Origin of the sequence: Dryocola sp. LX212, from assembly GCA_041504365.1 — a bacterium.
Taxonomy (GTDB): domain Bacteria; phylum Pseudomonadota; class Gammaproteobacteria; order Enterobacterales; family Enterobacteriaceae; genus Dryocola.
Genome location: CP167917.1, coordinates 2,626,909 through 2,652,883 on the forward strand (window position 1 = coordinate 2,626,909; position 25,975 = coordinate 2,652,883).

The 25,975-nt window shown below is 55.1% G+C and carries 24 protein-coding genes; 12 read left to right on the forward strand and 12 right to left on the reverse strand.

Annotation, left to right across the window (positions count from 1 at the left end; all coding sequences use genetic code 11):
* Positions 1-52: 52 nt before the first annotated feature.
* From fadD to ACA108_12565, 4 genes are all read right to left on the reverse strand, one after another.
* Complete coding sequence (fadD, locus tag ACA108_12550) at positions 53-1,732, reverse strand: long-chain-fatty-acid--CoA ligase FadD (protein ID XEX94235.1); 1,680 nt, start codon at positions 1,730-1,732, stop codon at positions 53-55.
* A gap of 203 nt (positions 1,733-1,935) precedes the next feature.
* A complete protein-coding gene (locus ACA108_12555) occupies positions 1,936-2,532 on the reverse strand; it encodes a Slp family lipoprotein (GenBank protein XEX94236.1) in 597 nt (198 codons plus the stop codon).
* A 45-nt stretch (positions 2,533-2,577) separates the two neighbouring features.
* Positions 2,578-3,273 carry a tRNA (adenosine(37)-N6)-threonylcarbamoyltransferase complex dimerization subunit type 1 TsaB gene (gene tsaB / locus ACA108_12560; GenBank protein XEX94237.1) on the reverse strand — a complete coding sequence of 232 codons (696 nt, stop codon included), beginning with the start codon at positions 3,271-3,273 and terminating at the stop codon, positions 2,578-2,580.
* Between the two features lie 82 nt (positions 3,274-3,355).
* Positions 3,356-5,266, reverse strand: a complete 1,911-nt coding sequence (locus tag ACA108_12565) for an ATP-dependent DNA helicase (protein XEX94238.1) — start codon at positions 5,264-5,266, stop codon at positions 3,356-3,358.
* A gap of 128 nt (positions 5,267-5,394) precedes the next feature.
* Here ACA108_12565 and ACA108_12570 point away from each other — a divergent pair, with 128 nt between their 5' ends.
* On the forward strand, positions 5,395-5,739 hold the full coding sequence (locus tag ACA108_12570; protein XEX94239.1) for a RidA family protein: 345 nt from the start codon (positions 5,395-5,397) through the stop codon (positions 5,737-5,739).
* 84 nt (positions 5,740-5,823) lie between these two features.
* Here the strand turns inward: ACA108_12570 and ACA108_12575 are convergent, their stop codons facing one another.
* Positions 5,824-6,072, reverse strand: coding sequence for a YoaH family protein (locus ACA108_12575; protein ID XEX94240.1), 249 nt, complete (start codon positions 6,070-6,072; stop codon positions 5,824-5,826).
* Between the two features lie 82 nt (positions 6,073-6,154).
* On the opposite strand from ACA108_12575, the gene pabB reads away from it, so the two are divergent.
* From pabB to sdaA, 3 genes are all read left to right on the forward strand, one after another.
* Positions 6,155-7,516 (forward strand): aminodeoxychorismate synthase component 1, encoded by a 1,362-nt coding sequence (pabB, locus tag ACA108_12580; protein XEX94241.1) that lies wholly within the window; start codon positions 6,155-6,157, stop codon positions 7,514-7,516.
* Positions 7,517-7,519: 3 nt separating this feature from the next.
* Positions 7,520-8,098 carry a CoA pyrophosphatase gene (locus ACA108_12585; GenBank protein ID XEX94242.1) on the forward strand — a complete coding sequence of 193 codons (579 nt, stop codon included), beginning with the start codon at positions 7,520-7,522 and terminating at the stop codon, positions 8,096-8,098.
* Positions 8,099-8,299: 201 nt separating this feature from the next.
* Entirely contained in the window at positions 8,300-9,664 is a 1,365-nt protein-coding gene (gene sdaA, locus ACA108_12590) for an L-serine ammonia-lyase (GenBank protein ID XEX94243.1), read from the forward strand.
* Between the two features lie 128 nt (positions 9,665-9,792).
* Here the strand turns inward: sdaA and ACA108_12595 are convergent, their stop codons facing one another.
* Entirely contained in the window at positions 9,793-10,701 is a 909-nt protein-coding gene (locus tag ACA108_12595) for a LysR substrate-binding domain-containing protein (protein XEX94244.1), read from the reverse strand.
* A gap of 154 nt (positions 10,702-10,855) precedes the next feature.
* Here ACA108_12595 and ACA108_12600 point away from each other — a divergent pair, with 154 nt between their 5' ends.
* The 3 genes from ACA108_12600 (at position 10,856) to ACA108_12610 (ending at position 14,969) form a co-directional block, all read left to right on the forward strand.
* On the forward strand, positions 10,856-12,046 hold the full coding sequence (locus tag ACA108_12600) for an MFS transporter (GenBank protein XEX94245.1): 1,191 nt from the start codon (positions 10,856-10,858) through the stop codon (positions 12,044-12,046).
* Positions 12,047-12,057: 11 nt separating this feature from the next.
* Positions 12,058-13,242: an amidohydrolase gene (locus ACA108_12605; protein ID XEX94246.1), complete on the forward strand. Its 1,185-nt coding sequence runs from the start codon at positions 12,058-12,060 to the stop codon at positions 13,240-13,242.
* A gap of 128 nt (positions 13,243-13,370) precedes the next feature.
* Complete coding sequence (locus ACA108_12610) at positions 13,371-14,969, forward strand: EAL domain-containing protein (protein ID XEX94247.1); 1,599 nt, start codon at positions 13,371-13,373, stop codon at positions 14,967-14,969.
* A 1-nt stretch (position 14,970) separates the two neighbouring features.
* On the opposite strand, the gene yoaE is transcribed toward ACA108_12610, so the two are convergent.
* A complete protein-coding gene (yoaE, locus tag ACA108_12615) occupies positions 14,971-16,530 on the reverse strand; it encodes a CNNM family cation transport protein YoaE (GenBank protein ID XEX94248.1) in 1,560 nt (519 codons plus the stop codon).
* 469 nt (positions 16,531-16,999) lie between these two features.
* Between yoaE and manX the strand changes: the two genes are divergently transcribed.
* The 5 genes from manX (at position 17,000) to mntP (ending at position 21,189) form a co-directional block, all read left to right on the forward strand.
* Positions 17,000-17,962, forward strand: coding sequence for a PTS mannose transporter subunit IIAB (manX, locus tag ACA108_12620; GenBank protein XEX94249.1), 963 nt, complete (start codon positions 17,000-17,002; stop codon positions 17,960-17,962).
* Positions 17,963-18,037: 75 nt separating this feature from the next.
* The gene (locus ACA108_12625) at positions 18,038-18,838 is read left to right on the forward strand and encodes a PTS mannose/fructose/sorbose transporter subunit IIC (protein XEX94250.1); all 801 of its coding nucleotides are present in this window, start codon (positions 18,038-18,040) and stop codon (positions 18,836-18,838) included.
* A 12-nt stretch (positions 18,839-18,850) separates the two neighbouring features.
* On the forward strand, positions 18,851-19,705 hold the full coding sequence (locus ACA108_12630; GenBank protein ID XEX94251.1) for a PTS mannose transporter subunit IID: 855 nt from the start codon (positions 18,851-18,853) through the stop codon (positions 19,703-19,705).
* A gap of 63 nt (positions 19,706-19,768) precedes the next feature.
* On the forward strand, positions 19,769-20,227 hold the full coding sequence (locus ACA108_12635; protein ID XEX94252.1) for a DUF986 family protein: 459 nt from the start codon (positions 19,769-19,771) through the stop codon (positions 20,225-20,227).
* Positions 20,228-20,622: 395 nt separating this feature from the next.
* Entirely contained in the window at positions 20,623-21,189 is a 567-nt protein-coding gene (gene mntP, locus ACA108_12640) for a manganese efflux pump MntP (protein XEX94253.1), read from the forward strand.
* Here the strand turns inward: mntP and rlmA are convergent.
* The 5 genes from rlmA to ACA108_12665 all read right to left on the reverse strand — a co-directional run bounded on the left by rlmA (position 21,186) and on the right by ACA108_12665 (position 25,942).
* Positions 21,186-21,998 carry a 23S rRNA (guanine(745)-N(1))-methyltransferase gene (gene rlmA, locus ACA108_12645; GenBank protein XEX94254.1) on the reverse strand — a complete coding sequence of 271 codons (813 nt, stop codon included), beginning with the start codon at positions 21,996-21,998 and terminating at the stop codon, positions 21,186-21,188. The genes mntP and rlmA overlap by 4 nt on opposite strands.
* A 62-nt stretch (positions 21,999-22,060) precedes the next feature.
* Complete coding sequence (gene ftsI / locus ACA108_12650; protein ID XEX94255.1) at positions 22,061-23,806, reverse strand: peptidoglycan glycosyltransferase FtsI; 1,746 nt, start codon at positions 23,804-23,806, stop codon at positions 22,061-22,063.
* 230 nt (positions 23,807-24,036) lie between these two features.
* Complete coding sequence (gene cspE, locus ACA108_12655) at positions 24,037-24,246, reverse strand: transcription antiterminator/RNA stability regulator CspE (GenBank protein XEX94256.1); 210 nt, start codon at positions 24,244-24,246, stop codon at positions 24,037-24,039.
* A 12-nt stretch (positions 24,247-24,258) separates the two neighbouring features.
* Positions 24,259-24,402 carry a DUF2627 domain-containing protein gene (locus tag ACA108_12660; GenBank protein XEX98098.1) on the reverse strand — a complete coding sequence of 48 codons (144 nt, stop codon included), beginning with the start codon at positions 24,400-24,402 and terminating at the stop codon, positions 24,259-24,261.
* A gap of 535 nt (positions 24,403-24,937) precedes the next feature.
* Positions 24,938-25,942, reverse strand: a complete 1,005-nt coding sequence (locus ACA108_12665; GenBank protein ID XEX94257.1) for an MBL fold metallo-hydrolase — start codon at positions 25,940-25,942, stop codon at positions 24,938-24,940.
* Between the last annotated feature and the right edge of the window lie 33 nt (positions 25,943-25,975).

Sequence of the window (25,975 nt, forward strand, 5' to 3'; positions counted from 1 at the left end):
AAAAAAAACGCCGGTTTCCCGGCGTTATTGCGGCTGACTCGGAGCTCAGACGTTATTGTTGATCGGCCTTAGCTGCTTCGTCACGTAGTTCTCGTCGTAAAATTTTGCCGACGTTGGATTTTGGCAGTTCATCGCGGAACTCCACCAGCTTTGGCACCTTATAACCGGTGAGATGGCGGCGGCAGAATGTGATCAGAGATTCTTCGCTCAGCGACGGGTCTTTTTTGACCACGAAGATCTTCACGGTTTCCCCACCGGCCCCGCCGGGCACACCCACTGCGGCCACTTCCAGCACGCCGGGATGCTCCATCACGACGTCTTCGATTTCGTTCGGGTAAACGTTAAAGCCGGAGACCAGGATCATATCTTTTTTACGGTCGACGATGCGCATGAAGCCCTCTTCGTCCATCGTTGCGATATCCCCCGTGCGCAGCCAGCCGTCCTGCATGATTTCGTCCGTGGCGTCCGGGCGCTGCCAGTAGCCCAGCATGACCTGCGGACCTTTGACGCACAGTTCACCCGGCTCCCCCGGCGGCACTTCGTTACCTTCGTCGTCAATGAGTTTTACTTCGGTGGACGGCACGGGCAGGCCGATGCTGCCCGTATGACGATCGATATCATGCGGGTTAGCGCTGACCAGCGGCGCGCACTCCGTCAAGCCGTAGCCTTCCAGCAAATAGCGTCCGGTCAGCTTTACCCAACGTTCCGCCACGGCGTGCTGTACCGGCATCCCGCCCCCGGCAGAAAGATGCAGGCTGGAGAAGTCGAGCTGCTGGAACTCTTTGTTATTAAGCAGGGCATTGAACAACGTGTTAACGCCGGTCATCGCCGTAAATGGGTATTTCGCCAGCTCTTTGACCAGGCCTGGAATATCGCGCGGGTTAGTGATTAACAGGTTTTGCCCGCCCAGCTCGATAAACAGCAGGCAGTTCATGGTCAGCGCAAAGATGTGGTAGAGCGGCAGCGCCGTGACCACCAGCTCTTTACGCTCGAACAGCAGCGGGCTATACGCCGCCCTCACCTGCTCCAGGTTGGCGAGCATGTTGCGGTGGGTTAGCATCGCCCCTTTCGCCACGCCCGTCGTTCCGCCGGTGTATTGCAGGAAGGCCAGATCGGTTGAGATGACTTCGGGTTTTACGTACTGCATCCGATAGCCATTGTGCAACGCACTGCGAAACGAGATAGCGTCCGGCAGGTGATATTTCGGTACCAGACGCTTGATATACTTGACGACAAAGTTCACCACCGTGCCTTTTGCCGCCGAAAGCTGGTCACCCATGCGGGTCAGAATGACGTGCTTCACCTGGGTCTTATCGACCACTTTTTCCAGGGTATGGGCAAAGTTTGAAACGATGACGATCGCGCTCGCACCGCTATCGTTAAGCTGATGTTCCAGCTCGCGCGGGGTGTAAAGCGGATTCACGTTAACCACCACCATGCCCGCGCGCAATATACCAAACAAGGCTATTGGATATTGCAGCAGGTTCGGCATCATCAGTGCCACGCGGTCGCCCTTTTGTAGCCCAAGAGCTTCCTGCAGATAAGCTGCGAATGCACGGCTGTGCTCTTCAAGCTTACGGAATGTCATGACCTCGCCCATGTTCACAAACGCAGGCTGGTCGGCGTAGCGCGCCGTAGCCTGTTCAAACATATCAACCAGGGATTGATAACGATCGGGATTTATCTCGGCCGCAACGTCGGCCGGGTAGCGGTTAAGCCAGACCTTCTTCAAGGATTCACCTCTGAATGTATTATTTGTCGTCATCACAACCCCAATCAGGATACACGCCGTTAACATAATATTAACTCAGCGTACCAGTTTAAGAATTAAGCTGATTTAAGGTTGCGAAGCGCATCACTCTTTTTTTTCATCCGTCCTGGACAAAAGCAAACAGCGGCAAAGCCGCTGTTTGAAAAAATAGCTAAAACAAAGTGTTATTCGGTTACGATCGTTTGCACCTGTGCAGGTCCCGGGGCATACCATCCTGCTCCGCCCCACATACCATAATGGCCGCGGTAAGGATAAGGGCCACCCCAGAACCAGGGATCTATGGGCTGCGGCGGCAAGACAATCTGCTGGGTTACGCGCCACCGCTTGTACCCCGTCACCTGCATCAACATAAATTTATACGGCGTCTGTCCTACTTTACCGTCTATCGAGCCGGTAATAGGGCCAACAACGGTGACCAGTTGCCCGCGGAAGTCTACCGGGTCGAGGAAGCCGTTAACGTCCGCATAAATCCGGCCTTTGGACGGTTCGCCAAGCTGAGGCCGAGCGCCTTCATCGAGGCTGACAGTGGCGATTTCGAGGCGGGTTTTGCCTTCGCGGTTGTCAATATTGACCACGCGCCCGCCAAAGCGTGCCTCCTGACCAACATACAGCTGCGGAGCATTCATCACCCGCACCAGATCCTGCTGAGGCGTGGGACTGGTGCCTTTAATGGCATCCGGTACCGTCACACAGCCAGCAAGCAGCAGCGCTGCGACCACGACAAGCGCTCCGCCGAACTTCCTGACATTACAATCAGCCATATCCCATCTCCTTAAACGACGTTACCGGTCTGGCAACGCGGCGTATTACTCTTTTCCGGGAAGTTTCTTCCATGTCACTTCGTTACGCAGGTAGACAGGTTCCGCTTGCTCAACGGCAACCGTCCGATCTGCGTTAAATGCCTGGATCGCCAGCGGCAGCATGTCTTCCGCTGCGGGCAGCGTGGTTTTACCGTCCTGCACAATAACACGACTGTTTAACGCCATATCCGGCCACGCCTGCCAGCCGGTTCCAACTGTAGCCCACTCGCCGTCCAGCTGCTTCAACCGCTCGGCAACCGCTTCCGGTTTCAGCACTGCTTCGGTTTCTTCACCGTGCCAGACGCCCTGCTCGTCACGCTGGTATTCAGCCCAGTAGACTTCACCCATGCGGGCATCGATGGCGGCCAGCACGCGAGTTGCCCCCGTCTGCCGCCATGCGCCCTGGGCCATGGTGGCAAGGGTTGACACGCCGATTAGCGGCAGCTCCGCGCCCAGCGCCAGTCCCTGCGCAATACCGATACCGATACGTACGCCGGTAAAACTGCCCGGGCCTCGCCCGTAGGCAAGCGCGTTCAGTTCAGACAAGGAAAGGCCGCTCTGGTTCAGGATGTCCTGCACCAGAGGCAAAATACGTTGGGTATGCTCGCGTGGGCACAGCTCGAAATGGGCACGAGAGGTGCCTTCATTGTACAGGGCAACCGAACAGGCTTCTGTCGCGGTATCGATGGCTAAAATTCGCATGGACTGGCCAACCTCTGGCGAGAATCTAAGGTAATGAATAAGGTCAAAAATCGGCGCGCATCATACCATAGTCTGGCACAATTTACCGCGCCGATGGGGTATTAAGGAACTCGACCGCCCGATTTATATCCCGCGTGCGCGGCGTCGGCGGCAGGCTGTTCAGAAAGACGGCACCGTACGGGCGCATCACCAGACGGTTATCGCAAATCACCAGTACGCCACGATCGTCTACATCGCGAATCAGGCGTCCCACGCCCTGCTTGAGGGTAATAACCGCATCAGGCAGCTGCACGTCGTCGAAGGGCTCTCCACCCCGCAGGCGGCAGTCTTCCATGCGCGCCTTGAGCAGCGGATCGTCCGGCGAGGTAAACGGCAGCTTGTCGATAATAACAAGGGACAGCGCGTCACCCCGCACATCGACCCCTTCCCAGAAGCTGCTGGTTGCTACCAGCAGGGCATTCCCGGCGCTGACAAACTGCTCGAGCAGCTGGCCTTTGCTGGTCTCACCCTGCAGCAGCACCGGCAACGTCATGTTAGCCCTGAACTGCTCGGCCAGCTCCCTCATCATGGCGTGGGAGGTGCAAAGCATGAAGCAGCGGCCGTTGTTGGCTTCAATCAGCGGCTGGAGCATTTTTGCCAGATGCCGGGCCGCATGGGGCTGGTTTGGCGTCGGCAGGCCGCGCGGCACGCAGAGCAGCGCCTGGGTGGCGTAATCAAACGGGCTGGCCAGCAGCATCGTCTCGGCGTTATCAATGCCGAGGCGGTCGGTGAAGTGGCTAAGCTGATCGTTCACCGAAAGCGTCGCAGAGGTGAATATCCACGTGCCTTTTTTCTGCGCAATCACCTCTTTGAATTTATCGGCGACCGACAGCGGCGTGAGCGCCAGCGTGAAGTTTCGTGAGTTACACTCATACCAGTAGCTGTAGCCTGGCTGGTTAACGTCTTTGAGACGCTTGATGCGGCCGCGGTAGATAACCGCCCGCTCAAACGCGGCGTCAAGCAATGCCGATCGGCCCAGAGAGAGTTTGGCGACGTCGTAGCAAAGTTCAAGCGCATCGTCGAGCAGCAGCAGGGCTCGCTGAATGGCTGGCTGAGCGAGCAGTTCGCGCAGGTTGCCGCGATAACCCGGGTCACCAAGCTGCAGACGGAAATCCTGGGTGCTCTGCGCCAGGCGGTCGGCACTTTTTTGCAGCTGCTGGGCATCGCGCACTTCGGTGCGGTAGGCGATGGAGATATCTTTTGCTAAATCGAGCAGCTGGCGGCTGGAGACGGACTGGCCAAAGTACTGGCTGGCAATATCCGGGATCTGATGGGCCTCATCGAAGATCATCACTTCCGCTTCGGGGATCAGCTCAGCAAAACCGCTCTCTTTGACGACCATATCGGCCAGGAACAGGTGATGGTTTACGACAACCACGTCAGCATCCATCGCCTTCTTACGCGCTTTAACAACAAAACAGTCTTTATACAGCGGGCAGTCCTGGCCCAGGCAGTTGTCGTTGGTGCTGGTGACCAGCGGCCAGACGGTGGAATCTTCCGCCACGTCGGTGCAGGTGCTGATGTCGCCGTCAACGGCTTCGATGGCCCAGCCGCGCAGCTTGACGACCTCACTCAGAGTTTGCACAGGGAGATCGCCTCCGGCGAGCGCCTGCTGCTCGAGGCGCTCAATACAGAGGTAGTTAGAGCGCCCTTTTAGCAGTGCCAGACGCCCTTTAAAGTCCAGCGCCTTCGCAACGGTCGGCAGGTCTCTGGAATAGAGCTGGTCCTGGAGCGCTTTCGACCCGGTGGAAATAATGACTTTTTTGCCTGAACGCAGCGCGGGCGCCAGGTAGGCATAGGTTTTGCCCGTGCCGGTTCCTGCCTCAACCACCAGTTCGCGCCCGTCTTTAATGGCTTTGGCGACGGCATGAGCCATCTCACGCTGCGGCTCGCGTGGTTTAAAGCCTGGTATCGCTGAAGCGAGCTGGCCGTCTGCTGCAAAATCGTCCGTCACATTACCCCCTGGATATAAGCCGGCGATTATGTCAGTCCGAGCGCGGTTAATCCAGCAAGCAGGTAGCCGCGGGCGGTTGATGATGGCAGACTGTTGGGCACTTTTAAAAAGCAGATAAGGAAAATGTCATGAGTCTTGTGCGTATTAAACCAGAAGCGCGTATGTCCGATGCGATCATCCACAACCAGACAGTTTACTACACCGGCGTGCCGGAAAATCTGGATGCGGACGCCTACGAGCAGACCGCCAATACGCTGGCGCAGATAGACGCCCTGCTGGCCGAGCTGGACAGCGATAAAACCCGCATTCTGGACGTGACCATCTTTTTGCCGGACGGCAATGACTTCGCGGCCATGAATAAAGCTTGGGATGAGTGGGTTGTGGCGGGTCAGGCACCGGTACGCTGCACCGTACAGGCCCAGCTGATGAACCCGCGCTATAAGATTGAAATTAAAATTATCGCGGCGGTTTGATCTTTTTGTCGGATGACGCTTCTGTCCGGCCTGATGCAGGCTGGATAAGCGGCGGGTCATCCACCGCTAATCGAGCGCCAGAAGCTAATCGTCCTCCTGGTCGCTGTCCGGGCCGTGGCCGTAATCGGTTTGCTCTTCCGGCGTCTGTTCTTCCTCGTCCTCTTCATCCTCAAACCGGGCAACCACCATTTCGCCTGTGTGATTAGCGCGGATTTCCGCCGCAACGATGGTGATAGCTTCGCCGCTGCTCATACCCTGAGCCATCAGCTCCTGAATACGCTCGACGGCTTTCTGCTGCTGCTCGTGAGAGAGTGCTGGTAAACCTGAAATCATCGGAAACTCCTGTTACATTGCTAACGTTAATTATATTCATGCTGCCCACGGTTCGCGGCAGCTTTCGTTTCAGGTTGTGGTAATGACGTTGAAGACTCTTGCTTTACATCCCCTTCCCTGGCAGCCGGACGCCGTGCAACGCTATTTTGCAGCTCTATCAGATGAGCCCTGGGCCATGCTGCTGCATTCGGGGTTCGCCGACCATCCTCACAACCGTTTTGATATTCTTGTCGCCCGCCCCTGCGTCACGCTTGAAACCTGCGGCCTGCGCACGACGAAAACGGTCGACTACGTCAGGACGGAGCACGACGGGGATCCGCTGACTTTGCTGCAGCAGGCGCTGGATAGTTATGGCGTGAAGCCGCAGCCGCAGGCGGACCTGCCCTTTGTGGGCGGCGCGCTGGGGCTGTTTGGTTACGATCTGGGGCGACATTTTGAAAAAATCCCGCGCCTGGCGCAAGCCTCTGTCCACACGCCGGACATGGCGGTGGGGATTTATGACTGGGCGTTAATTGCCGACCACCAGAAAAAGCAGCTTACCCTGCTGTGCTGGAACGATGTTGCCGCTCGTCTGATCTGGCTGGAGTCGCTTATCGTGCCCGACCGCGAGCCGTTCCGGCTGACCTCCGGCTGGCAATCAAATATGACGCGGGAACAGTATGGACGTAAATTCCGCCGAATACAGGAATATCTTCTTAGCGGCGACTGTTATCAGGTGAATCTCGCCCAGCGTTTCAGCGCGTCTTACTCGGGCGATGAGTGGCAGGCTTTCAAAAAGCTCAATGACGCAAACCGCGCGCCGTTCAGCGCCTTTATCCGTTTACCGACAAGCACGATCCTGAGCCTCTCCCCCGAGCGGTTTATTTTGCTGGAGGGAAAGGACATTCAGACCAGGCCAATCAAAGGCACGCTGCCGCGCCTGAGCGACCCTGCTGAAGATGCGAAGCAGGCGGAAAAGCTGGCTAGTTCGCCGAAGGATCGCGCCGAAAATCTGATGATTGTCGATCTGCTGCGCAACGACATTGGCCGCGTGGCGGTTCCAGGCAGCGTGCGCGTCCCGGAACTGTTTGTCGTCGAACCCTTCCCGGCGGTACATCATCTGGTCAGCACGATTACTGCTAAGCTTCCTGATTATTTACAAGCAACCGATCTGCTGCGCGCCTGCTTTCCCGGCGGCTCGATTACCGGCGCGCCTAAAGTTCGGGCGATGGAAATTATTGAAGAGCTGGAGCCGGACCGTCGCAACGCGTGGTGCGGCAGCATCGGCTATATCAGCTTCTGCGGTAATATGGACACCAGCATCACCATCCGCACGCTCACCGCCGAAAACGGCAGGCTTTACTGCTCCGCGGGCGGCGGCATAGTGGCAGACAGCACGGAGGCGGCCGAATACCAGGAAACCTTTGATAAAGTTAATCGTATCCTTCCCCAACTGGAGAATTAAGGCATGCCTGGCTCGTCCCTGACGTTAAGCGACTTTTTATCGCGTTTTCAGATGCTGCAGCCCACAACGAGAGATCTCACGGGCAACAAGCGTCAGGCTGCGGTACTGGTGCCCATAGTGCGCCGCCCTCAGCCTGGCCTGCTGCTGACCCAGCGCTCTCCGATGCTGCGCAAACATCCGGGTCAGGTCGCCTTTCCCGGCGGTGCGGTAGACAGTACTGACGCGTCCTTAATTGCCGCCGCACTCAGGGAAACCCACGAAGAAGTCGCTATTCCTCCTGAGTCAGTGGAGATAATCGGGACTTTGCCGCCCGTGGACAGCGTGACAGGTTTCCAGGTCACGCCCGTTGTCGGCATCATCCCTCCAGATTTGCCGTACTACGCCAGCGAAGATGAGGTCGCCGCCGTTTTTGAGATGCCGCTGATGGAGGCGCTGCGCCTGGGCCGCTATCATCCGCTGGATATCCATCGCCGGGGCAACGCCCATCGCGTGTGGCTCTCCTGGTATCAGCACTATTTTGTCTGGGGCATGACGGCGGGCATTATCCGCGAGCTGGCATTACAGATAGGTGTGGAAGCTTGATCACCCTTTTATTCTGCCGGTTAGCCTATATTAAGCAGTGAGTCTTGCTGGATATGGGCTGATATTAGGCGTTTTATCGTTAATCATTAGTTTAATTCATGTGAATAGTTTACTACTGTTAGCAATAAATTTTTACACTAGCGCCTGGATTATTTACAGCATCATATTTTTTGAAAACGGTGTTCTTTAAGGAGTTATCTAGTGATTAGCATATTCGACATGTTTAAAGTCGGCATCGGACCTTCCAGCTCCCATACCGTCGGGCCGATGAAGGCCGGCAAGCTGTTTGTCGATGATCTGGTCGAAAAAGGATTGCTTGAGAGCACCACGCGCATTGCGGTGGACGTCTACGGCTCGCTTTCCCTTACCGGAAAAGGACACCACACAGACATCGCCATTATTATGGGTCTGGCGGGCAACCAGCCGGACAACGTGGATATCGACTCGATTCCAGGCTTCATCCGCGACGTTGAAACGCGGGAAAAGCTGTGGCTGGCCCAGGGCCGTCATGAAGTCGACTTTCCGAAAGCGGGCGGCATGAATTTCAGCAACGACAACCTGTCGCTGCACGAAAACGGCATGACCATTCACGCTTTCAGCGGCGATAAACAGATCTACACCAAAACTTATTACTCTATCGGCGGCGGCTTTATCGTCGACGAAGAGAATTTCGGCAAAGAAGCCAGCAGTGAAATCGTCGTTCCCTACTCGTTTAATTCCGCCGAGCAGATGCTTCAGCACTGCAGGGACACCGGTATGTCCCTGTCCGGCGTGATCATGAAAAACGAGCTGGCGCTGCACAGCCGTAAAGAGATCGAAGAGTATTTTGCCAACGTATGGAGCACGATGCGCGCCTGCATCGATCGCGGTGTGAACACCGAAGGCGTTCTGCCTGGGCCGCTGCGCGTGCCGCGCCGTGCTTCCGCGCTGCGCCGTATGCTGGTGTCCAGCGATAAGCTGTCCAATGACCCGATGAACGTCGTCGACTGGGTGAACATGTTTGCCCTGGCGGTAAACGAAGAGAACGCCGCCGGTGGCCGCGTCGTGACCGCGCCAACCAACGGTGCCTGCGGTATCGTTCCGGCGGTGCTGGCCTACTACGATCACTTTATCGAATCCGTCAGCCCGGATACCTACATCCGCTACTTCCTGGCCTCCGGTGCCATCGGTACGCTGTACAAGATGAACGCCTCGATTTCCGGTGCCGAAGTGGGCTGCCAGGGTGAAGTGGGCGTTGCCTGTTCTATGGCAGCTGCGGGGCTTGCTGAAATCCTGGGTGCCAGCCCGGAGCAGGTCTGCGTGGCCGCGGAAATCGGCATGGAGCACAACCTTGGTCTGACGTGCGACCCGGTTGCCGGTCAGGTGCAGGTACCGTGCATCGAGCGTAACGCCATCGCGTCCGTCAAGGCTATCAACGCCACGCGCATGGCGATGCGCCGCACCAGCGAGCCGCGCGTCTCCCTCGATAAGGTTATCGAAACAATGTACGAGACGGGTAAAGACATGAACGCCAAATATCGTGAAACCTCCCGTGGGGGCCTGGCGATCAAAGTTCAGTGTGACTGATTATTGTCGGGTGGATAAGCGACAGCCGCAATCCGCCGTCTGCTTCTGCTAAAAAAGTCGCAAGACGCTGCACTTTTCCGACCAAAGAGACTTTGTCAGCAATCTAAGCCCTTCCCCGGAAGGGCTTTTTACCATTTGTACCCCTGACACGCCTGCCTCAGCGCCAGCAAAAATTGCCGGGCGGTTTCGGTCAGCGCCGATTTCTGTGACCAGGCCACGCAATATTGCGCTGACGGCAGCGTTGAGATCGGCAACACGCTGATTCTGTCCTGCAGGTGCAGCGGCATGCTCATCGCCCTCGCCACCACCGTCAGATAATCCGACTCCAGCACCATATTTAATCCGCAAACAATTGACTCCGTCCACACCGGTTCTTCGTGGATCTGCCCGTAGAACTCGTTAAGCTCATCCTGCAGCTGCTGGTAGTAACCGACATTTGTCTCGGGCAGCAGCCACTTTGCGCGCCGCAGATCGTTGACTGATGAAGCCTGTTCCAGCGGATGCCCCCGGCGGGCAATAATACAGAACGGCGCAACGAACAGCGGCTCAATCACCACGTCGTCCGGCACCTTGCGCGGGTTAATCGTCCCGATAGCGAGATCTAACTCCCCCTGACGCAGCAGGGGCAGCAGCGTGGCAAGCTGGCCTTCTTTGAGATTAAGACGAGCATGTGGCCTGCTGGACTTAAAATCATCTATCAGCTTTGGGAATACGGTCAGCGCCAGCAGCGATGAGAAACCGACGGCAAGTTTTCCCTGCGAGAAGTGGCTTATCTGTTCAACCTCGTCAGCCGCGCGCTGCAGCTCCTCAAGTATCCACTCCGTACGACGTAAAAAAGCCGTCCCCGCCTCAGTTAGCGTGACGCCCTCATGCCCGCGCAGGAATAGTTGCACGCCTAAAGTTTGCTCCAGCTCGCGCAAAGTTCGGCTCAGCGCCGGCTGCGACAGCCCCACTTCCCTTGCGGCCGCGCGGATGCTGCGGCTACGGACAACCTGCCGGAAGGTGTGTAAGTGCTGCATTTTCGGCAGATGTTTCATCGTTACCCCTATCAGAAAAAAGCATCACCCTGCAAAAAATCGCATCTTATCGCCAGCCGGAAAACTGATTACTTTGGCTAAAGGCGTTCGCTGAACGTCTGGCGTCACCATAAGGAAAATCCCCCAACGGATCTGTCTCAGAGGAACAAATATCATGAAAACTCATTCGCGGATGATTTTCTTGCTTTTTTTAGGCTATGTCATTGTCTATATAGATAAAACTGTAATGGGGTTCGCACTTTTACCCATAGAGAAAGAGTTTTCCCTCTCCACCGAAGAGCTGGGCTACATCACCGGCATTTTTTTCCTCTCCTATTCGCTGTTCCAGATCCCGGCAGGCTGGCTTAACGACCGCCTGGGATATAAAGCGATGCTGATCATCTCCTTGTGTCTGCTGGGCGGCTTCGCGTTCTCCTTCGGCGTGCTGGGGTTGAGCTTCGCCCTGCTGATTGCGTTTCGCTTCCTGTCCGGCATGGGGCACTCGGGGTATCCCTGCTCCTGTGCTAAAGCGGTGGTAAGCAACTTCACGCGGGAAAAGCGAACCTTTGCGCAGTCTATCCTGCTCTCTTCCGCAGGGCTTGCGATGACCGCGGGGCCGCTGATTGCCGTCTACGCTCTGGCAAATTTTGGCTGGCGCGGCTCGTTTGCCGGGCTGGGCGTAATGGCCTGCGTGATAGCCATCGTCATCATTTTTCTGGTGCCAAAAGCTCAGGCCAGCGCGCGTCAAAAATCAACGCTCAGCTACCGACAGCTGCTGAAAAGCCCGACCGTTATCCTGCTGTTCATCGCCATCTTTTGTATCAACATTCCCAGCTACGGGCTGATGGCCTGGCTGCCGAAGTTCCTTGTGCAGCAGCGCGGCATGCCGATGGACACCTCCAGCTATGTTATTGCCATCGGTGGCCTGGGGATCTGGATCTCTTCTTTGTGCACGGGCTGGCTGGTCGGCAAATACTTCCAGGAAAGAGAGCCGATGGTGATCATGGTTTGCTCACTGCTCAGCGCATTGTGCATCTACATGGTCTACCTGACGCCGTCCGCGCTCACCGCCAGCCTGTTCCTTTTCCTCGGCGAGGTCTTCCTGATGGGGGCCTTCGTGACGACCTTCACGCTGCCGATGAAACGGGTCCCGGTAGAAAACATGGGGGCGGCGATGGGCATTATTAATACCGGCGGCACGCTGGGAGGGTTTGTCTCGCCGATCGTCATGGGCTATCTGATTGGCTCCTCTGGCGGCTACTTCAGCACCTTTATTTTTCTCTCTCTCGCCATGGTCTGCGCCGCTCTTGCGGTAGTACCGCTGATGGTGAAGAGAACGCATTCTGACCTTACCGTGACGGAATAATGGAGTTTGTTATGTCTTTGAATTTCGAAAAGCTGATTACAGACGTTGCCCCGGACGTAATGCGCTGGCGGCAGTATATGCACGCCAATCCGCAGCTCTCCTTCCAGGAGCAGCCAACGGCGGACTACATTGCCCGCGAGCTGGAAAGCTTTGGCGGCCTGGAGATCCTGCGCTTAACGGACAACAGCGTGGTGGCGGACTTACACGGCAAGCACCCCGGCCCGAAATGGGCGCTGCGCGCGGATATCGACGCTTTGCCTATCCAGGAAGACAGCGGCGTGCCTTTCGCATCTCGTAATAAAGGGGTTATGCATGCCTGCGGTCACGACGCCCACGCGGCTATGCTGATGGGCGCAGCCAAAATCCTGTGCCAGCTGAAAGAACGCCTGCAGGGGTCGGTGCGCTTCATTTTCCAGCATGCCGAAGAGGTGCCGCCGGGCGGCGCGCAGGAGCTGGTGAAGCTTGGGGTATTAAACGGCGTGGAGTATATTTTTGGTCTGCACGTCATGCCTGACCGCCCTACCGGCACGCTGTCGCTTAAGGAAGGCGTGTTCTGCGCCTCCAGCGATAACTTTGATATCGTCATTAAAGGCAAAGGCGGCCATGGATCAATGCCGCATCTGTGCATCGACCCGGTGGTGATCGGGGCTGAAATCGTGACTTCACTGCAGCAGATTGTGGCCCGCAGGCTCGATCCGCTCCACGTGCCGGTGCTGACCATCGCCTCTTTCCAGTCGGGCGAGAAAAGCTATAACGTTATTCCGGACAGCGTCCGCCTCTCCGGTACTCTGCGCACTCATAACAAGAGCGTGCGTGAGCGCGTGCCGGAGCTGATGAAGCAAATCGTGCAGGGCATTGGTGCCGCGCACGGGGCCGAATGCGAGGTCATCTGGCAGAGAGGGTACGAAGTGGGTGTCAACCATGCCGACGCCAGCGCCATCGCCCGGGAAGTCATCCAGCAGCACTTCCCGGAAGGGACGCTGCACGAATTCACCGCTCCGCTCTTCGGCGGGGAAGATTTCTCATCCTATCAGGCGCATATACCGGGCGCCTTCCTGTTCGTTGGCTCACGCAATGAAGAGATGGGCGCGGTATGGAACGTTCATAACCCTCACTTCCTGCTGGACGAAAACGCGATGCTGACCGGGGTAAAAATGCATCTGGGTTTGATTGGCCGGTTGTTAGCGCCGGAATAGTATGTCATTCGCTCCCCCTTTAGCGACTAAGGGGGAGTTTTTCCTCGTCGTCAGCGCTTTCCCCCACTACACTTTGAATGTTCTGCGCATCAATATTGTCCGCAGCTACGAAACAAAGGTGACCAGGGATGCAGACCGCTCAGCGTATTATTAAGGGCTATCGCCGCAGGCGCTTAATCGTTTGCGCAGCTTTAGCCATGCTGGTTCTTGTCCTGACGCTCAGCGTGCGTTTCGTCGCCGAACGCAATATCAACGAGCAGCGCCTGCTCGCTTTTAATTCCCGGGCCATTGCCACTCTCGAGAATATCCTGACGCCTCTTGATGACGTTAGCGCTGAGGTACTCAAATTTGTCGGTGCCAGCTGCGAGACGGTGCAATTCAGGCTGCGGGAGCATGCGGCCCGCATGCAGACGGTCCGCTCGATTGCGCTGATTAAAGACGGCATTTTGTACTGCTCGAGTATTTTTGGGCCGCGTAATGTCCCTGTCTCACTGCTCCAGCCTCGTTTGCCCGTCGACACCCCGCTGCTGCTTTTATCCACCGACAGCTCCCTGCTTAAAGGTTCGCCAATACTTATCTCCTGGCATCCCGCAGAAAATGGCAGCCGTGACGGCGTCATGGAAGTGGTCAACATTGAGATGCTCACGGGACTGATGATGGAGCCGGAGCGGCCCTGGGTATCCCGCGCCGTGCTGAACGTGGGCGATTCGCATCTAGAATACGGCAAAGGCCTGCTGGCTAAGGTCACCGCCGAGGAGGGGCTGGTAAGCCGGGACATAGCCTCCCGGAAGTATCCGTTCTCTATTACCACCATCGGCCCTTCGGCGAGTGATTTAGCGTTAAAAAACCTGCCAACCCAGCTTCCGCTGGCCCTGATGCTGAGCATGCTGATTGGCTATATCACCTGGCTTGCGACAGCCAACCGCATGAGCTTTTCGTGGGAAATCAATCTTGGGCTGGCCTCGCGGGAATTCGAGGTCTTCTGCCAGCCGCTGATGAACGCCAGGACGCTGCAATGCGTCGGCGTCGAGCTGCTGCTGCGCTGGAACAATCCTCGTCAGGGCTGGATTTCGCCCGACGTTTTTATTCCCCTCGCCGAACAGCAAAATCTCATCGCTCCGCTGACTCGTTTCGTCATGGTCGAAGCCGTGCGGCATCTAAATATGTTCCCGCCGTCTCCTGATTTTCATATTGGCATAAACGTGGCGGCCAGCCATTTTCACGAGGGGGAAATTATTGACGATCTGCGGCGCCACTGGTTCCCGGCCCAGGCCGTTCAGCAGCTAACTCTTGAGCTTACCGAACGCGATGCGCTGCCAGAGGTCGACCATCGCGTTGTGCGCGATCTGAGAAGGCTCGGCGTAGCGCTGGCCATAGACGACTTCGGGACCGGACAAAGCTCGCTGGCCTACCTCGAGACCCTGAACCCGAACGTGCTGAAGATCGATAAGTCTTTTACCGCGGCCATTGGCACCGATGCCGTTAACTCAACGGTGACGGACATTATTATTGCGCTGGCGCAGCGGCTGGGGATTGATTTGGTTGCGGAGGGGGTGGAGACGCCGCAGCAGGCAGAGTATCTGCGCAGCCACGGCGTGAATGTACTGCAGGGATATTTGTTCGCCCGGCCAATGCCGTTAAAAGAATTCCCCAGCTGGCTTGAGGGACGCTCGCCGCCTCCCCCTCGCCATAACGGTCACGCGATTCCCGCGATCCCGCTACGCTGAATTACTCTTCTTCGCCTTCGTGCGGCTGGCGTTCTTTTGTGACCCGAACTAAATCGATGCGGTAGTCGTTCGCTTCCATCACCTGAAAGCTCAGCGGCGCGAACTCGATAATATCGCCGACCTTCGGGATCTGTCCGTTCACCGAGATAACCAGCCCGGCAATCGACGCAATATCCTCTTCATCGTTTACCAGCGTATTGATATCCAGGTGCTGCTGCAGCGCATGGAGGTCCGTGCCGCCTTTGACCAGCCAGCCGTCTCCGTCGCGCACGATTTCCGGCGTTTCGTCAGCATCCGGGAATTCACCGGCAATAGCTTCCAGCACGTCGAGCGGCGTCACCAGCCCCTGCACCACGCCGAATTCGTTGTTAACGATGACGAAGCTGCCGCGGGCACGGCGCAAAACGCCCAGCAGGTTGATAGGATCCAGGGTTTCTGGCACCACAATTGCTGGCGTTCGCGAAGCAATTGCTTCTACGTCTGCACCTTTATCAAGCGCCACCAGCAGTTCTTTCGCGCGCACAATACCGATAATTTCATCCAGCTCACCCCGGCAGACCGGGAACAGGCTGTGTGGTGACTCGAGCAGCTGCTCACGGATTTCAGCAACGCTTTTCTGTGCGTCAACCCAGGAGATTTCACCGCGAGGGGTCATGATGCTTCGCAGCGAGCGGGAGGCCAGCGTCAGCACACCGTTAATCATATAGCGTTCTTCAGCCGCAAAAGATTCAGCTTCGATTGGGGTGATCGTTTTGCTTTCATCGCGCTCCGAGCGCGCCTGGCGCTTGCCATTCATCAGACGCAGGATCGCATCAGCCGTCCGGGCGCGTAACGGCACGTTCGACTGGTGGCGAATGAAGTTGCGTCGGGCAATCTGGTTGAACAGCTCAATGATTATCGAGAAGCCAATCGCCGCGTACAGATACCCCTTCGGAATATGGAACCCAAAGCCTTCCGCCACGAGGCTCAGACCGATCATTAACAGGAAGCTAAGACAGAGCACCACGACCGTAGGATGCTGGTTGACAAAGTTCGTCAGCGGCTTAGAAGCCAGCAGCATCACACCCATCGCGATAATAACCGCAGCCATCATTACCGGCAGGTGGTTGACCATACCCACGGCGGTAATCACCGCGTCGAGGGAGAACACCGCATCCAGCACAACAATTTGTAACACCACGACCCAGAAGCTGGCGTAGCCTTTCCCATGACCGTCGTCGTGCTGACGGTTTTCCAGCCTTTCGTGCAGCTCGGTTGTCGCCTTGAACAACAGGAAAATACCCCCGACGAGCATGATCAAATCGCGCCCGGAGAAGACTTTATCCATGATGGTGAACAGCGGCTGGGTCAGCGTGACCATCCATGAAATTAAGGACAGCAGGCCCAGTCGCATGAACAAAGCGAGGGATAAACCGATAAGTCGGGCTTTATCTCGCTGTTTCGGCGGAAGTTTGTCCGCAAGGATGGCGATAAATACCAGGTTGTCGATACCCAGTACGATCTCCAGCACCACAAGCGTCAGCAAGCCCACCCAAATCTGCGGGTCCATTAAGAATTCCATGAAAAACTCCTGCTGGAATGACAAAACGGCACAGCGCAATTACCGGGCGCAACACATTGAACTGAAAGGATAAACGGACGAGAAACGTCGCGTGGCGGGACGGCTAAAAGCGTCCGGGAAGTGAAAAATCGTCGGTGACGGTCCATACGGTGGGCTACTGCCCTCTACTCCTGGTGATTAAACGAAGAGTAAACATTATCAGAGCAAATATAGCTTTGGCAAAGATTTACCTGACTTTGCAATTTTTCTGCAACCTGCACTGGTCATATTTACTGCTCCAATTGCTTGAAAACGTATCAAAGTTAAATTACGGAGCTTCATCACATAAATTATTTTTTTCACTGACTAAAATAATTCCCGCAAATGATTCGACTTTTCATAATCCCTTATCTGAATCGATTCATTCCGAACGGACAGATTTCTTACCCTTTCGTAAGGATGTTGAGATGACTAACACAGGAGGTAGCAAGTGACTATTGCTATTGTCATAGGCACGCATGGCTGGGCAGCAGAGCAACTGCTTAAAACGGCCGAAATGCTATTAGGTGAGCAGGAAAACGTTGGCTGGATTGATTTCGTTCCCGGCGAAAACGCCGAAACGCTGATCGAGAAGTACAACGCTCAGTTGGCGAATCTGGACACCGGCAAGGGTGTGCTGTTTCTCGTCGATACCTGGGGCGGCAGCCCTTTCAATGCGGCAAGCCGTATTGTCGTCGATAAAGAGCATTACGAAGTCGTGGCTGGGGTCAACATTCCGATGCTGGTGGAAACCCTGATGGCCCGCGATGACAATCCTTCTTTCGATGATCTGGTTGCTCTGGCAGTAGAAACAGGTCGCGAAGGGGTGAAAGCCCTGAAAGCTCAGCCTGTTGAAAAGGCGGCACCTGTTGCAGCAGCACCAAAGGCTGCGGCTCCGCTTAAGCCAATGGGTCCAAACGACTACATGAACATCGGTCTTGCGCGTATCGATGACCGTCTGATTCATGGCCAGGTTGCTACCCGCTGGACGAAAGAGACCAACGTGACCCGTATTATCGTCGTCAGCGATGAAGTTGCCGCCGATACCGTACGTAAAACGCTGCTGACTCAGGTCGCTCCTCCAGGCGTCACCGCACACGTGGTGGACGTTGCGAAGATGATTCGCGTCTACAACAACCCGAAATATGCCGGCGACCGCGTCATGCTGCTGTTCACCAACCCGACTGACGTTGAGCGGATTGTGGAAGGTGGCGTGAAGATTACGTCCGTCAACATCGGTGGTATGGCCTTCCGCCAGGGGAAAACCCAGGTTAACAACGCCATCTCCGTTGATGAAAAAGATATCGAAGCCTTTAAGAAGCTGAACGCGCGCGGCATCGAGCTGGAAGCCCGTAAAGTTTCTACCGATCAAAAATTGAAAATGATGGATCTGATCGCGAAGGTGAAAAGCTAATTGCTACGGTGATTGCTTAAACGCTACGTTTTGCTCAGTTTTTATACTTAAGTCATACGTTATAGGAGAAGTACAATGGAGATTACCACTCTTCAGATTGTGCTGGTGTTCATCGTAGCCTGTATTGCCGGTATGGAATCGGTCCTTGATGAATTTCAGTTCCACCGTCCGCTCGTCGCTTGTACGCTGATCGGTCTGGTTCTGGGCGACATGAAAACCGGTATTATTATCGGTGGTACCCTTGAAATGATCGCCCTTGGCTGGATGAACATCGGTGCAGCCGTGGCGCCCGATGCGGCGCTTGCCTCTATTATCTCAACCATTCTGGTTATCGCCGGGCATCAGGGCATCGGCTCTGGTATCGCGCTGGCAATCCCGCTGGCAGCAGCAGGCCAGGTGCTGACAATCATCGTTCGTACTATCACCGTTGGCTTCCAGCATGCGGCGGATAAGGCGGCGGAAAAAGGCAACCTTTCGGCCCTGTCCTGGATCCACGTTTCTTCTCTGTTCCTGCAGGCCATGCGTATCGCCATCCCAGCCGTTATCGTCGCGATTTCTGTGGGTACCAGCGAAGTGCAGAACATGCTGAACGCCATTCCTGAAGTGGTGACCAGCGGTCTGAACATCGCCGGTGGCATGATCGTGGTGGTCGGTTACGCAATGGTTATTAACATGATGCGTGCGGGCTACCTGATGCCCTTCTTCTACCTCGGCTTTGTTACCGCCGCCTTCACCAACTTCAACCTGGTTGCGCTGGGCGTGATTGGTGCGGTGATGGCGATTCTGTATATCCAGCTGAGCCCGAAATACAACCGTTCCGCTGGTGCCGCAGCGCCTGCTGCTGGTTCTAACGATCTTGATAACGAATTAGATTAATAGGTGAGCGAAATGGTTGATACCACCAAAACTACGACTACCGAGAAGAAACTGACCCCGGGTGATATTCGCGCCGTGTTTTTGCGTTCGAACATTTTCCAGGGTTCATGGAACTTCGAACGTATGCAGGCGCTGGGCTTCTGCTTCTCTATGATCCCGGCAATCAAACGCCTGTATCCTGAGAATAACGACGCGCGTAAACAGGCGATTAAACGCCACCTGGAATTCTTTAATACCCACCCATACGTTGCCGCTCCGGTTCTGGGCGTGACGCTTGCGATGGAAGAGCAGCGTGCAAATGGCGCAGAGATTGACGATGGTGCCATCAACGGGATCAAAGTTGGTTTGATGGGTCCGCTGGCAGGCGTCGGTGATCCAATCTTCTGGGGTACCGTACGCCCCGTGTTTGCAGCACTGGGTGCAGGGATTGCCATGAGCGGTAGCCTGCTGGGGCCGCTGCTGTTCTTCATCCTGTTTAACGCTGTACGTCTGCTGACCCGTTATTACGGCGTGGCTTACGGCTACCGTAAAGGGATCGATATCGTTAAGGATATGGGCGGCGGCTTCCTGCAGAAACTGACCGAGGGGGCGTCCATTCTCGGCCTCTTTGTCATGGGGGCGCTGGTTAACAAGTGGACGCACGTTAACATACCGCTGGTCGTGTCGAAAATAACCGACCAGACCGGCGCGGTGAAAGTGACCACCGTGCAGACTATCCTCGATCAGCTGATGCCGGGCCTCGTGCCGCTGCTGTTGACCTTCGCCTGTATGTGGCTGCTGCGTAAGAAAGTGAACGCGCTGTGGATCATTATGGGCTTCTTTGTCATCGGTATTGTCGGTTATGCTATCGGCCTGCTGGGTCTGTAAGTAAGCAGTACTACAAACCGGGGCAAAGCCCCGGTTTTTTATTTTTAAGCATGGGGAGAAGTGATGTCGTTAACGGATGTTGTACTGGTGGTGTTCATTGTGCTGCTGCTCGGCTGGGCAATTTACGACGAATTCATCATGGAGAGGCTTAAGGGCAAAACGCGGCTCGCCATCCCCCTGCTGCGCCGTAACCGCATCGACAGCACGATCTTTGTCTTCCTGATCGGCATTCTTATCTACAACAATGTCACCAATCACGGCACCGTGGTCACCACCTGGCTATTATCTGCCCTGGCACTGATTGCAATATATCTTTCCTGGATCCGTCAGCCTAAGCTGCTGTTTAAAAATGAGGGATTTTTCTTCGCCGGCGTCTGGATCCTCTATTCCCGCATTAAAGAAATGAATTTATCTGAAGATGGCGTGCTGGTAATGCAATTAGAACAGCGCCGCCTGCTTATTCGGGTGAAAAATATAGAAGATCTAGAGAAAATTTATAATCTTCTTGTTGCATCTCAATAGCTTAAAAAATAGCAGTGACTATATCTTTAATAATTACAACCCCTTTTAAAATATAGCCACTGCTATTTCAGATGATTATTTAACCTTTCTTGTTAACATCCTGATTACCTTATTTTATAAATGAAAATCGTTATCATTTGCCTGCGATAAATTTAATATCAAATATTGTTTTGATTTAAAAAATTATGTTAAGGTTGCGCCCGTCGTTGGGGAGTAGCCGATTTTCGCCGCCCAGGCCGTGAAAATGTACATGTCAACATACTCGTTAGGGTCCAGAAAGGGATTAAACGTGGCATGTACGACTCAGTCATGAGTAGGCGAGACCATAGGCACGTGACCATCGTAAGTTGGGGGTGGGCTGCGTGTATATGGATATCCCCAACTGAGGCGTCATCATGAATCTCTCCGCAACAATTCTGCTCGCATTTGGCATGTCGATGGATGCTTTCGCTGCATCAATCGGGAAAGGTGCCTCCCTGCACAAGCCCAGATTTTCTGAAGCGCTTCGCACCGGCCTGATTTTCGGCGTCATTGAAACCATTACCCCCCTTATTGGCTGGTGCCTTGGCCTGCTGGCAAGCCAGGTCGTCCTCGAGTGGAATCACTGGGTAGCCTTTATTCTGCTGGTGTTCCTCGGCGGGCGAATGCTGATTGAAGGCTGTCGGGGCGGGGACGACGAAGACGCGCCGAAGCTGCAGCGCCATGGTTTCTGGCTGTTGGTGACGACGGCGATTGCCACAAGCCTTGATGCGATGGCCGTCGGGGTAGGCCTGGCCTTCCTGAAGGTGAACATCATCGAAACGGCGCTCGCCATCGGCTGCGCTACTATGGTTATGTCCACGCTGGGGATGATGATAGGCCGTTTTATCGGCCCGATGCTTGGCAAACGCGCCGAGATCCTCGGCGGGCTGGTGCTAATCGGTATCGGCTGCCAGATCCTCTACGGCCACTTCCACCCTTAAACATTGCCTTCGCGTCGCCAGACGCGAACGATAAAATCAGTGTCGCATGCAAACGCCGTTTCCGCCTTCAGCTGCTGCCAGATTTCCGGACGGGCACGCCAGGCAAACGGCGTCATTTGTAACAGCGCCACCGCCTCCTCCCCCTTCAGCGTCATCGGCCAGCCGGTCCGTTCCGTCTGCACCGCTTCGAAACCTGGAAGGGTCTCAACGTCTTCCGGGTGCAGGATGACGTCCTGATAAATCAGCCCTTTGAGCTGCATCAAATGGCGGGGACCGGGGGTTGCCGTTATTACAGTACCGCCAGGTTTAACCACCCGGGCCAGCTCTTCTGCCTTACACGGAGCAAAGATGCGCACAACGGCATCCAGGCTGCCGTCGGCAAAGGGTAAGCGATGGCTTGAGGCCACGCAAAACTCCACCTGCGGATAGCGTTTTGCCGCATAGCGAACGGCAACTTTTGAAACGTCCAGACCCCAGATATGCTTCACTTCACCCGGTAAAACTTCCGCAAAGACCGCAGTGTAATACCCTTCCCCACAGCCGATATCCAGCAGCGTTTCAGGTGCCACCATAGTTAACTGCTGGCAAATTTTGTCGCGCAGAGGCTGGTAATGTCCGGCATCAAGAAAAGCCCGGCGGGCCTGCATCATTTCACTGCTGTCACCCGGATCCTTCGATCGCTTATGCTGAACGGGCAGCAGATTAACGTAGCCCTCTTTCGCCTTGTCGAACTGGTGCCCCTGGGGGCAAACAAAATTTTTTTCTTTCAGGGCTAACGGCGAGTGGCAGAGTGGGCAGAGGTAGGACATGGTGGCTCCCGGTAACGATTAAGGGCGCAAGTGTAACGCTTACGCCCCGTCACGAAAAGTGCTCAAGGAGCGGGAGGGACGGACTTTTCCTTGTTAAGCACTACCAGGTTGTCATCTCCCGGCGCCAGGCCGTCCGGCTTAATGTTTTCCAGGCGCAGTACGTCACCCATTATTTGGCTGAACACGGGAGCCGCAACCGCACCGCCATAGTAGGCTCCGTTTGAAGGATTATTAAGGACAACGACCAGCGCGAAGCGCGGATTACTAGCCGGTGCCACCCCTGCTGTATAGGCGATATATTTATTAACGTACTTGCCGTCATCGCCAATTTTCTTGGCCGTCCCGGTTTTTATCGCCACGCGATAGCCGTGTACCGCCGCTTTGATTCCGCCGCCGCCGGGTAACGCCACGCTTTCCATCATATGTTCTACTTCGTGAGTTATTTCTGCGGACATGACCCGCTTGCCTTCAACCGGCGGATCGACGCGGGTGATGGACAGCGGACGGGCGATGCCGTAGCTCCCGATGGTAGCGTAAACATGCGCGAGCTGAAGCGGCGTAACCATCAGGCCGTAGCCAAAGGAGAACGTCGCGCGGTCGAGCTGTCCCCAACGCTGGCGGTTAGGCATCAGCCCGCTGCTCTCCCCGGTCAGGCCCAGCCCGGTGGGTGAGCCAAAGCCGAAGCCTTTATAGGTATCGATTAATGCCTGAATCGGCATCGCCAGCGACAGGTGGGATACGCCGGTATCACTGGATTTTTGCAGGATGCCGGTCAGCGTCAGCTGCGGATAATAGCCTACGTCGCGAATGCGGTGCCCGTCGATAGTATACGGATGGGTATCCACCACGCTGTCCGGGCGCACGATACCCTTTTTCAGCGCCGTCATAATCACCATCGGCTTAACGGTTGAGCCCGGTTCGAAGGTGTCACTGATTGCGCGATTGCGAAAATCGTTGAGTGTCGCCCCTTCACGATTGTTCGGGTTAAAGGTCGGGCAGCTCGCCATCGCCAGCACTTCGCCCGTATTAACATCAATAATGACCGCGGCTCCCGACTCGGCTTTGTTCCACGACACGGCGTTGCTTAGCGCATCTTCCGTTACCGTCTGCAGGCGCTCATCGATGCTGAGAATAATATTGTGTGCCGGGCTTGCCGGAGTCTCGGTGATATTTTCAATCACGTGGCCGTGACGATCTTTACGCACCAGTCGCTCGCCTGACATGCCCGTAAGCTGGCGGTTAAAGCTCTTCTCAACGCCTTCAATACCCTGGTCATCAATATTCGTAAAACCTAGCAGGTTGGAGGCGACGTGGCCGGCGGGGTAAAAGCGGCGGGATTCTTCACGGGTCGCAATACCCGGAATATTTAGTTTGTCTATCCAGGCAGCCTGCTGCGGATCGAGCTGGCGGGCAAGATAGATAAAGCGGCTGCGGTCGTTCTGATGGATACGCGCGGCAATTTGGCTCAATGGAACATGGAGCGCGTTGGCCAGCGCTTTCCAGCGGCGGTCAACCTGAACGCCGCCTTTTTCCATAATGGTTTTTGGATCGGCCCAGATGGCTTCTACCGGTACGCTAACCGCCAGCGGGCGTCCGTCACGGTCTTCAATCATACCGCGCGGGACGATAATGGGTTTCTCGCGCAGGGAGCGCATATCTTCCTGTTTTACCAGATTGTCCGGGGAGATAATCTGCAGCCAGGCCACACGCCCTAATAAGAAGAGCAGGCAGAGCAAAATCGCCAGACAAAGCAGGCCAAATCGCCACTGGATAAAATTGCCAATCAGCGGCGCACTGTCTTTCCTCACAATCAATCCTTAGCAAAACTTAAGTGATTGAAAGTTTAAACAGATATACGCGTATTTTGTGAGGGAACAGTGCTACATCCTTCACCGGTTTGCAACAAGAGGCAACGCGGGCTGGGTTTTAGTCACACTTTGAAAGAAGTTGTGTTTATTTCGAGCATTAAAAAGCCCCGCTACCGGAGCGAGGCTTTTAACTCAATTAGGCGTTCAACGCCCGGCCTAATTCAGCAGAATTAGATGGCAGTCACGTTAACTGCAGCAGGGCCTTTCTGGCCGTCCTGGATTTCGAACTCAACGTTCTGGCCTTCAGCCAGAGTTTTGAAGCCGTTACCCTGGATTGCAGAGAAATGTACGAACACATCTTTGCTGCCGTCAGCAGGAGTAATGAAACCAAAACCTTTAGACTCGTTGAACCACTTAACTTGACCTTTAATCTTTGCCATTTTGCAAATTCCTTAGATAGTTTTCTTCGCCCGCAGGCATAACTTAGATAAAACAGAGACGTTACTGCTTGAGGCACTAATATAAGGCTCGGCAGAGAAGCGGTATTCAACGACAACGTGTTTACTCAGAACTTCTTTACTGAAAATGCCACACATAAACAGAACTGTACCTCGTTTGACCCAAAGTGTTATTACATACAACGTAAACAATGGCAAGCCATTTTTAAGCATGTATCGATCCGTCGCACAATTCCAGAAAGTCAGTGATTTGCAGGTGAAAAACAAATACAGACTTAGTGAATAAAACGCCTGGCGAACGTACATTCACCGCAGCGCCAGTGTCAGCACCGTCACGACAACTTTTTTACATTAGCTCAAAGACTTCACTTCGTCCAGGCGAAGAGAGAAAAACCGCGCAGCCCCTTGCACCGCCTTATGATTATTGTTGCATAAATATGCAATAAAAGAGCAATGGACAACCGATTTTTCAGGACTTCTGCCGGGGTGTTTTTTACCGCAACAGATAAATAGAATAAAGCTTGAGCTGTCAGGCAATTATATTGCACCAATATAATGAAAGTTTAATGACAGGCTGCGCCATCGGAGGGCAAACAAACGTTTCGCTAAATATACTTCACACTTTGTTACGCGAATGTTCACATTAAAAATAAAACATACCGCGACGATCGCATTATAAACCTGCACGTTTAAATAAGGGTAAACTTTGACCAATACGCAGCGGTATAAACCGCTCTTCTGCTTCCCGGGCAGCAGATAGCGCCTCGCTTAGCTCCTGCGGCGGCATATCCAGCGATTCGTCTGCCAGTTCAAACACCCCCCAATGAATGGGGATGGTCAAAGGGCGGCCAATTTGCTGCCAGAGCGAAACTGCCTGCTGCGGATCCATATGATGTGACCCCATAAACCAGCGGGGAGCATAGGCGCCAATCGGAATCGCCGCCGCGTCCAGCGGCCCCAGCCGTAAGGCTATTTCAGCCAGATCGCTGGTATAACCCGTATCGCCGCTGAACCAGAAGCGGAAATCCTGAGCTTCCATGACCCAGCCGCACCACAGGCTTCGATTGCGATCCCAGAACGAACGCATGCTCCAGTGCTGAGCTGGAACGGCGGTAAAGCTCATCCCGTGCCAGCTAACGGCCTGCCACCAGTCCAGTTCGGTAACCTGTTTCGCGCCCCGCCTGACAAACCACTGCTTCAGGCCCAGAGGAACAAAAAAATGTACATCAGGAAAGCGGCGAAGTATTTGCCGCACCGTGCGGTAATCGAGGTGATCGTAATGGTTGTGAGAGATAAAAACCGCGTCAAGCTGCGGTAGATCCCGAATGCTAAGGGATACGGGAGTTTTTCGCTGCGGACCCGCAAATGAGAGCGGCGAGGCCCTTCCAGAGAAGACGGGGTCAGTTAGCAGATATTTTTCCTGCAAGCGTAGCAGCAGGCTGGCATGCCCCAGCCACCAGACTCGATCGTCTACTCCGGTCACGCTGGCTTTTTGCCACCAGCGGTCAATAAAGGCAGGGTAACCCTCGCCCGGAGGATGCGGTAGCCCCTGGGCTTTTCGCTGATCGCGCCAACGCTTTACATCGCCGGCGTCGCGTTCCAGAGGGTGCAGATTTCTAAAGCCATCGGGCCGATGATGAGAGCGCTGCGGATCGTACCACGGGTTTTTAAACGGCATCTAAGTTCCTTAACGTTTCCGAGGTCACCGCAC

Excerpts from the sequence above, each read along its gene's own strand:
- ACA108_12555 (XEX94236.1), bottom strand. The coding sequence starts at position 2,532 with ATGGCTGATTGTAATGTCAGGAAGTTCGGCGGAGCGCTTGTCGTGGTC.
- tsaB (XEX94237.1), bottom strand. The coding sequence starts at position 3,273 with ATGCGAATTTTAGCCATCGATACCGCGACAGAAGCCTGTTCGGTTGCC.
- ACA108_12570 (XEX94239.1), top strand. The coding sequence starts at position 5,395 with ATGAGTCTTGTGCGTATTAAACCAGAAGCGCGTATGTCCGATGCGATC.
- ACA108_12575 (XEX94240.1), bottom strand. The coding sequence starts at position 6,072 with ATGATTTCAGGTTTACCAGCACTCTCTCACGAGCAGCAGCAGAAAGCC.
- pabB (XEX94241.1), top strand. The coding sequence starts at position 6,155 with ATGACGTTGAAGACTCTTGCTTTACATCCCCTTCCCTGGCAGCCGGAC.
- ACA108_12585 (XEX94242.1), top strand. The coding sequence starts at position 7,520 with ATGCCTGGCTCGTCCCTGACGTTAAGCGACTTTTTATCGCGTTTTCAG.
- ACA108_12595 (XEX94244.1), bottom strand. The coding sequence starts at position 10,701 with ATGAAACATCTGCCGAAAATGCAGCACTTACACACCTTCCGGCAGGTT.
- ACA108_12600 (XEX94245.1), top strand. The coding sequence starts at position 10,856 with ATGAAAACTCATTCGCGGATGATTTTCTTGCTTTTTTTAGGCTATGTC.
- ACA108_12605 (XEX94246.1), top strand. The coding sequence starts at position 12,058 with ATGTCTTTGAATTTCGAAAAGCTGATTACAGACGTTGCCCCGGACGTA.
- ACA108_12610 (XEX94247.1), top strand. The coding sequence starts at position 13,371 with ATGCAGACCGCTCAGCGTATTATTAAGGGCTATCGCCGCAGGCGCTTA.
- yoaE (XEX94248.1), bottom strand. The coding sequence starts at position 16,530 with ATGGAATTCTTAATGGACCCGCAGATTTGGGTGGGCTTGCTGACGCTT.
- ACA108_12625 (XEX94250.1), top strand. The coding sequence starts at position 18,038 with ATGGAGATTACCACTCTTCAGATTGTGCTGGTGTTCATCGTAGCCTGT.
- ACA108_12630 (XEX94251.1), top strand. The coding sequence starts at position 18,851 with ATGGTTGATACCACCAAAACTACGACTACCGAGAAGAAACTGACCCCG.
- ACA108_12635 (XEX94252.1), top strand. The coding sequence starts at position 19,769 with ATGTCGTTAACGGATGTTGTACTGGTGGTGTTCATTGTGCTGCTGCTC.
- mntP (XEX94253.1), top strand. The coding sequence starts at position 20,623 with ATGAATCTCTCCGCAACAATTCTGCTCGCATTTGGCATGTCGATGGAT.
- rlmA (XEX94254.1), bottom strand. The coding sequence starts at position 21,998 with ATGTCCTACCTCTGCCCACTCTGCCACTCGCCGTTAGCCCTGAAAGAA.
- cspE (XEX94256.1), bottom strand. The coding sequence starts at position 24,246 with ATGGCAAAGATTAAAGGTCAAGTTAAGTGGTTCAACGAGTCTAAAGGT.
- ACA108_12660 (XEX98098.1), bottom strand. The coding sequence starts at position 24,402 with ATGTGTGGCATTTTCAGTAAAGAAGTTCTGAGTAAACACGTTGTCGTT.
- ACA108_12665 (XEX94257.1), bottom strand. The coding sequence starts at position 25,942 with ATGCCGTTTAAAAACCCGTGGTACGATCCGCAGCGCTCTCATCATCGG.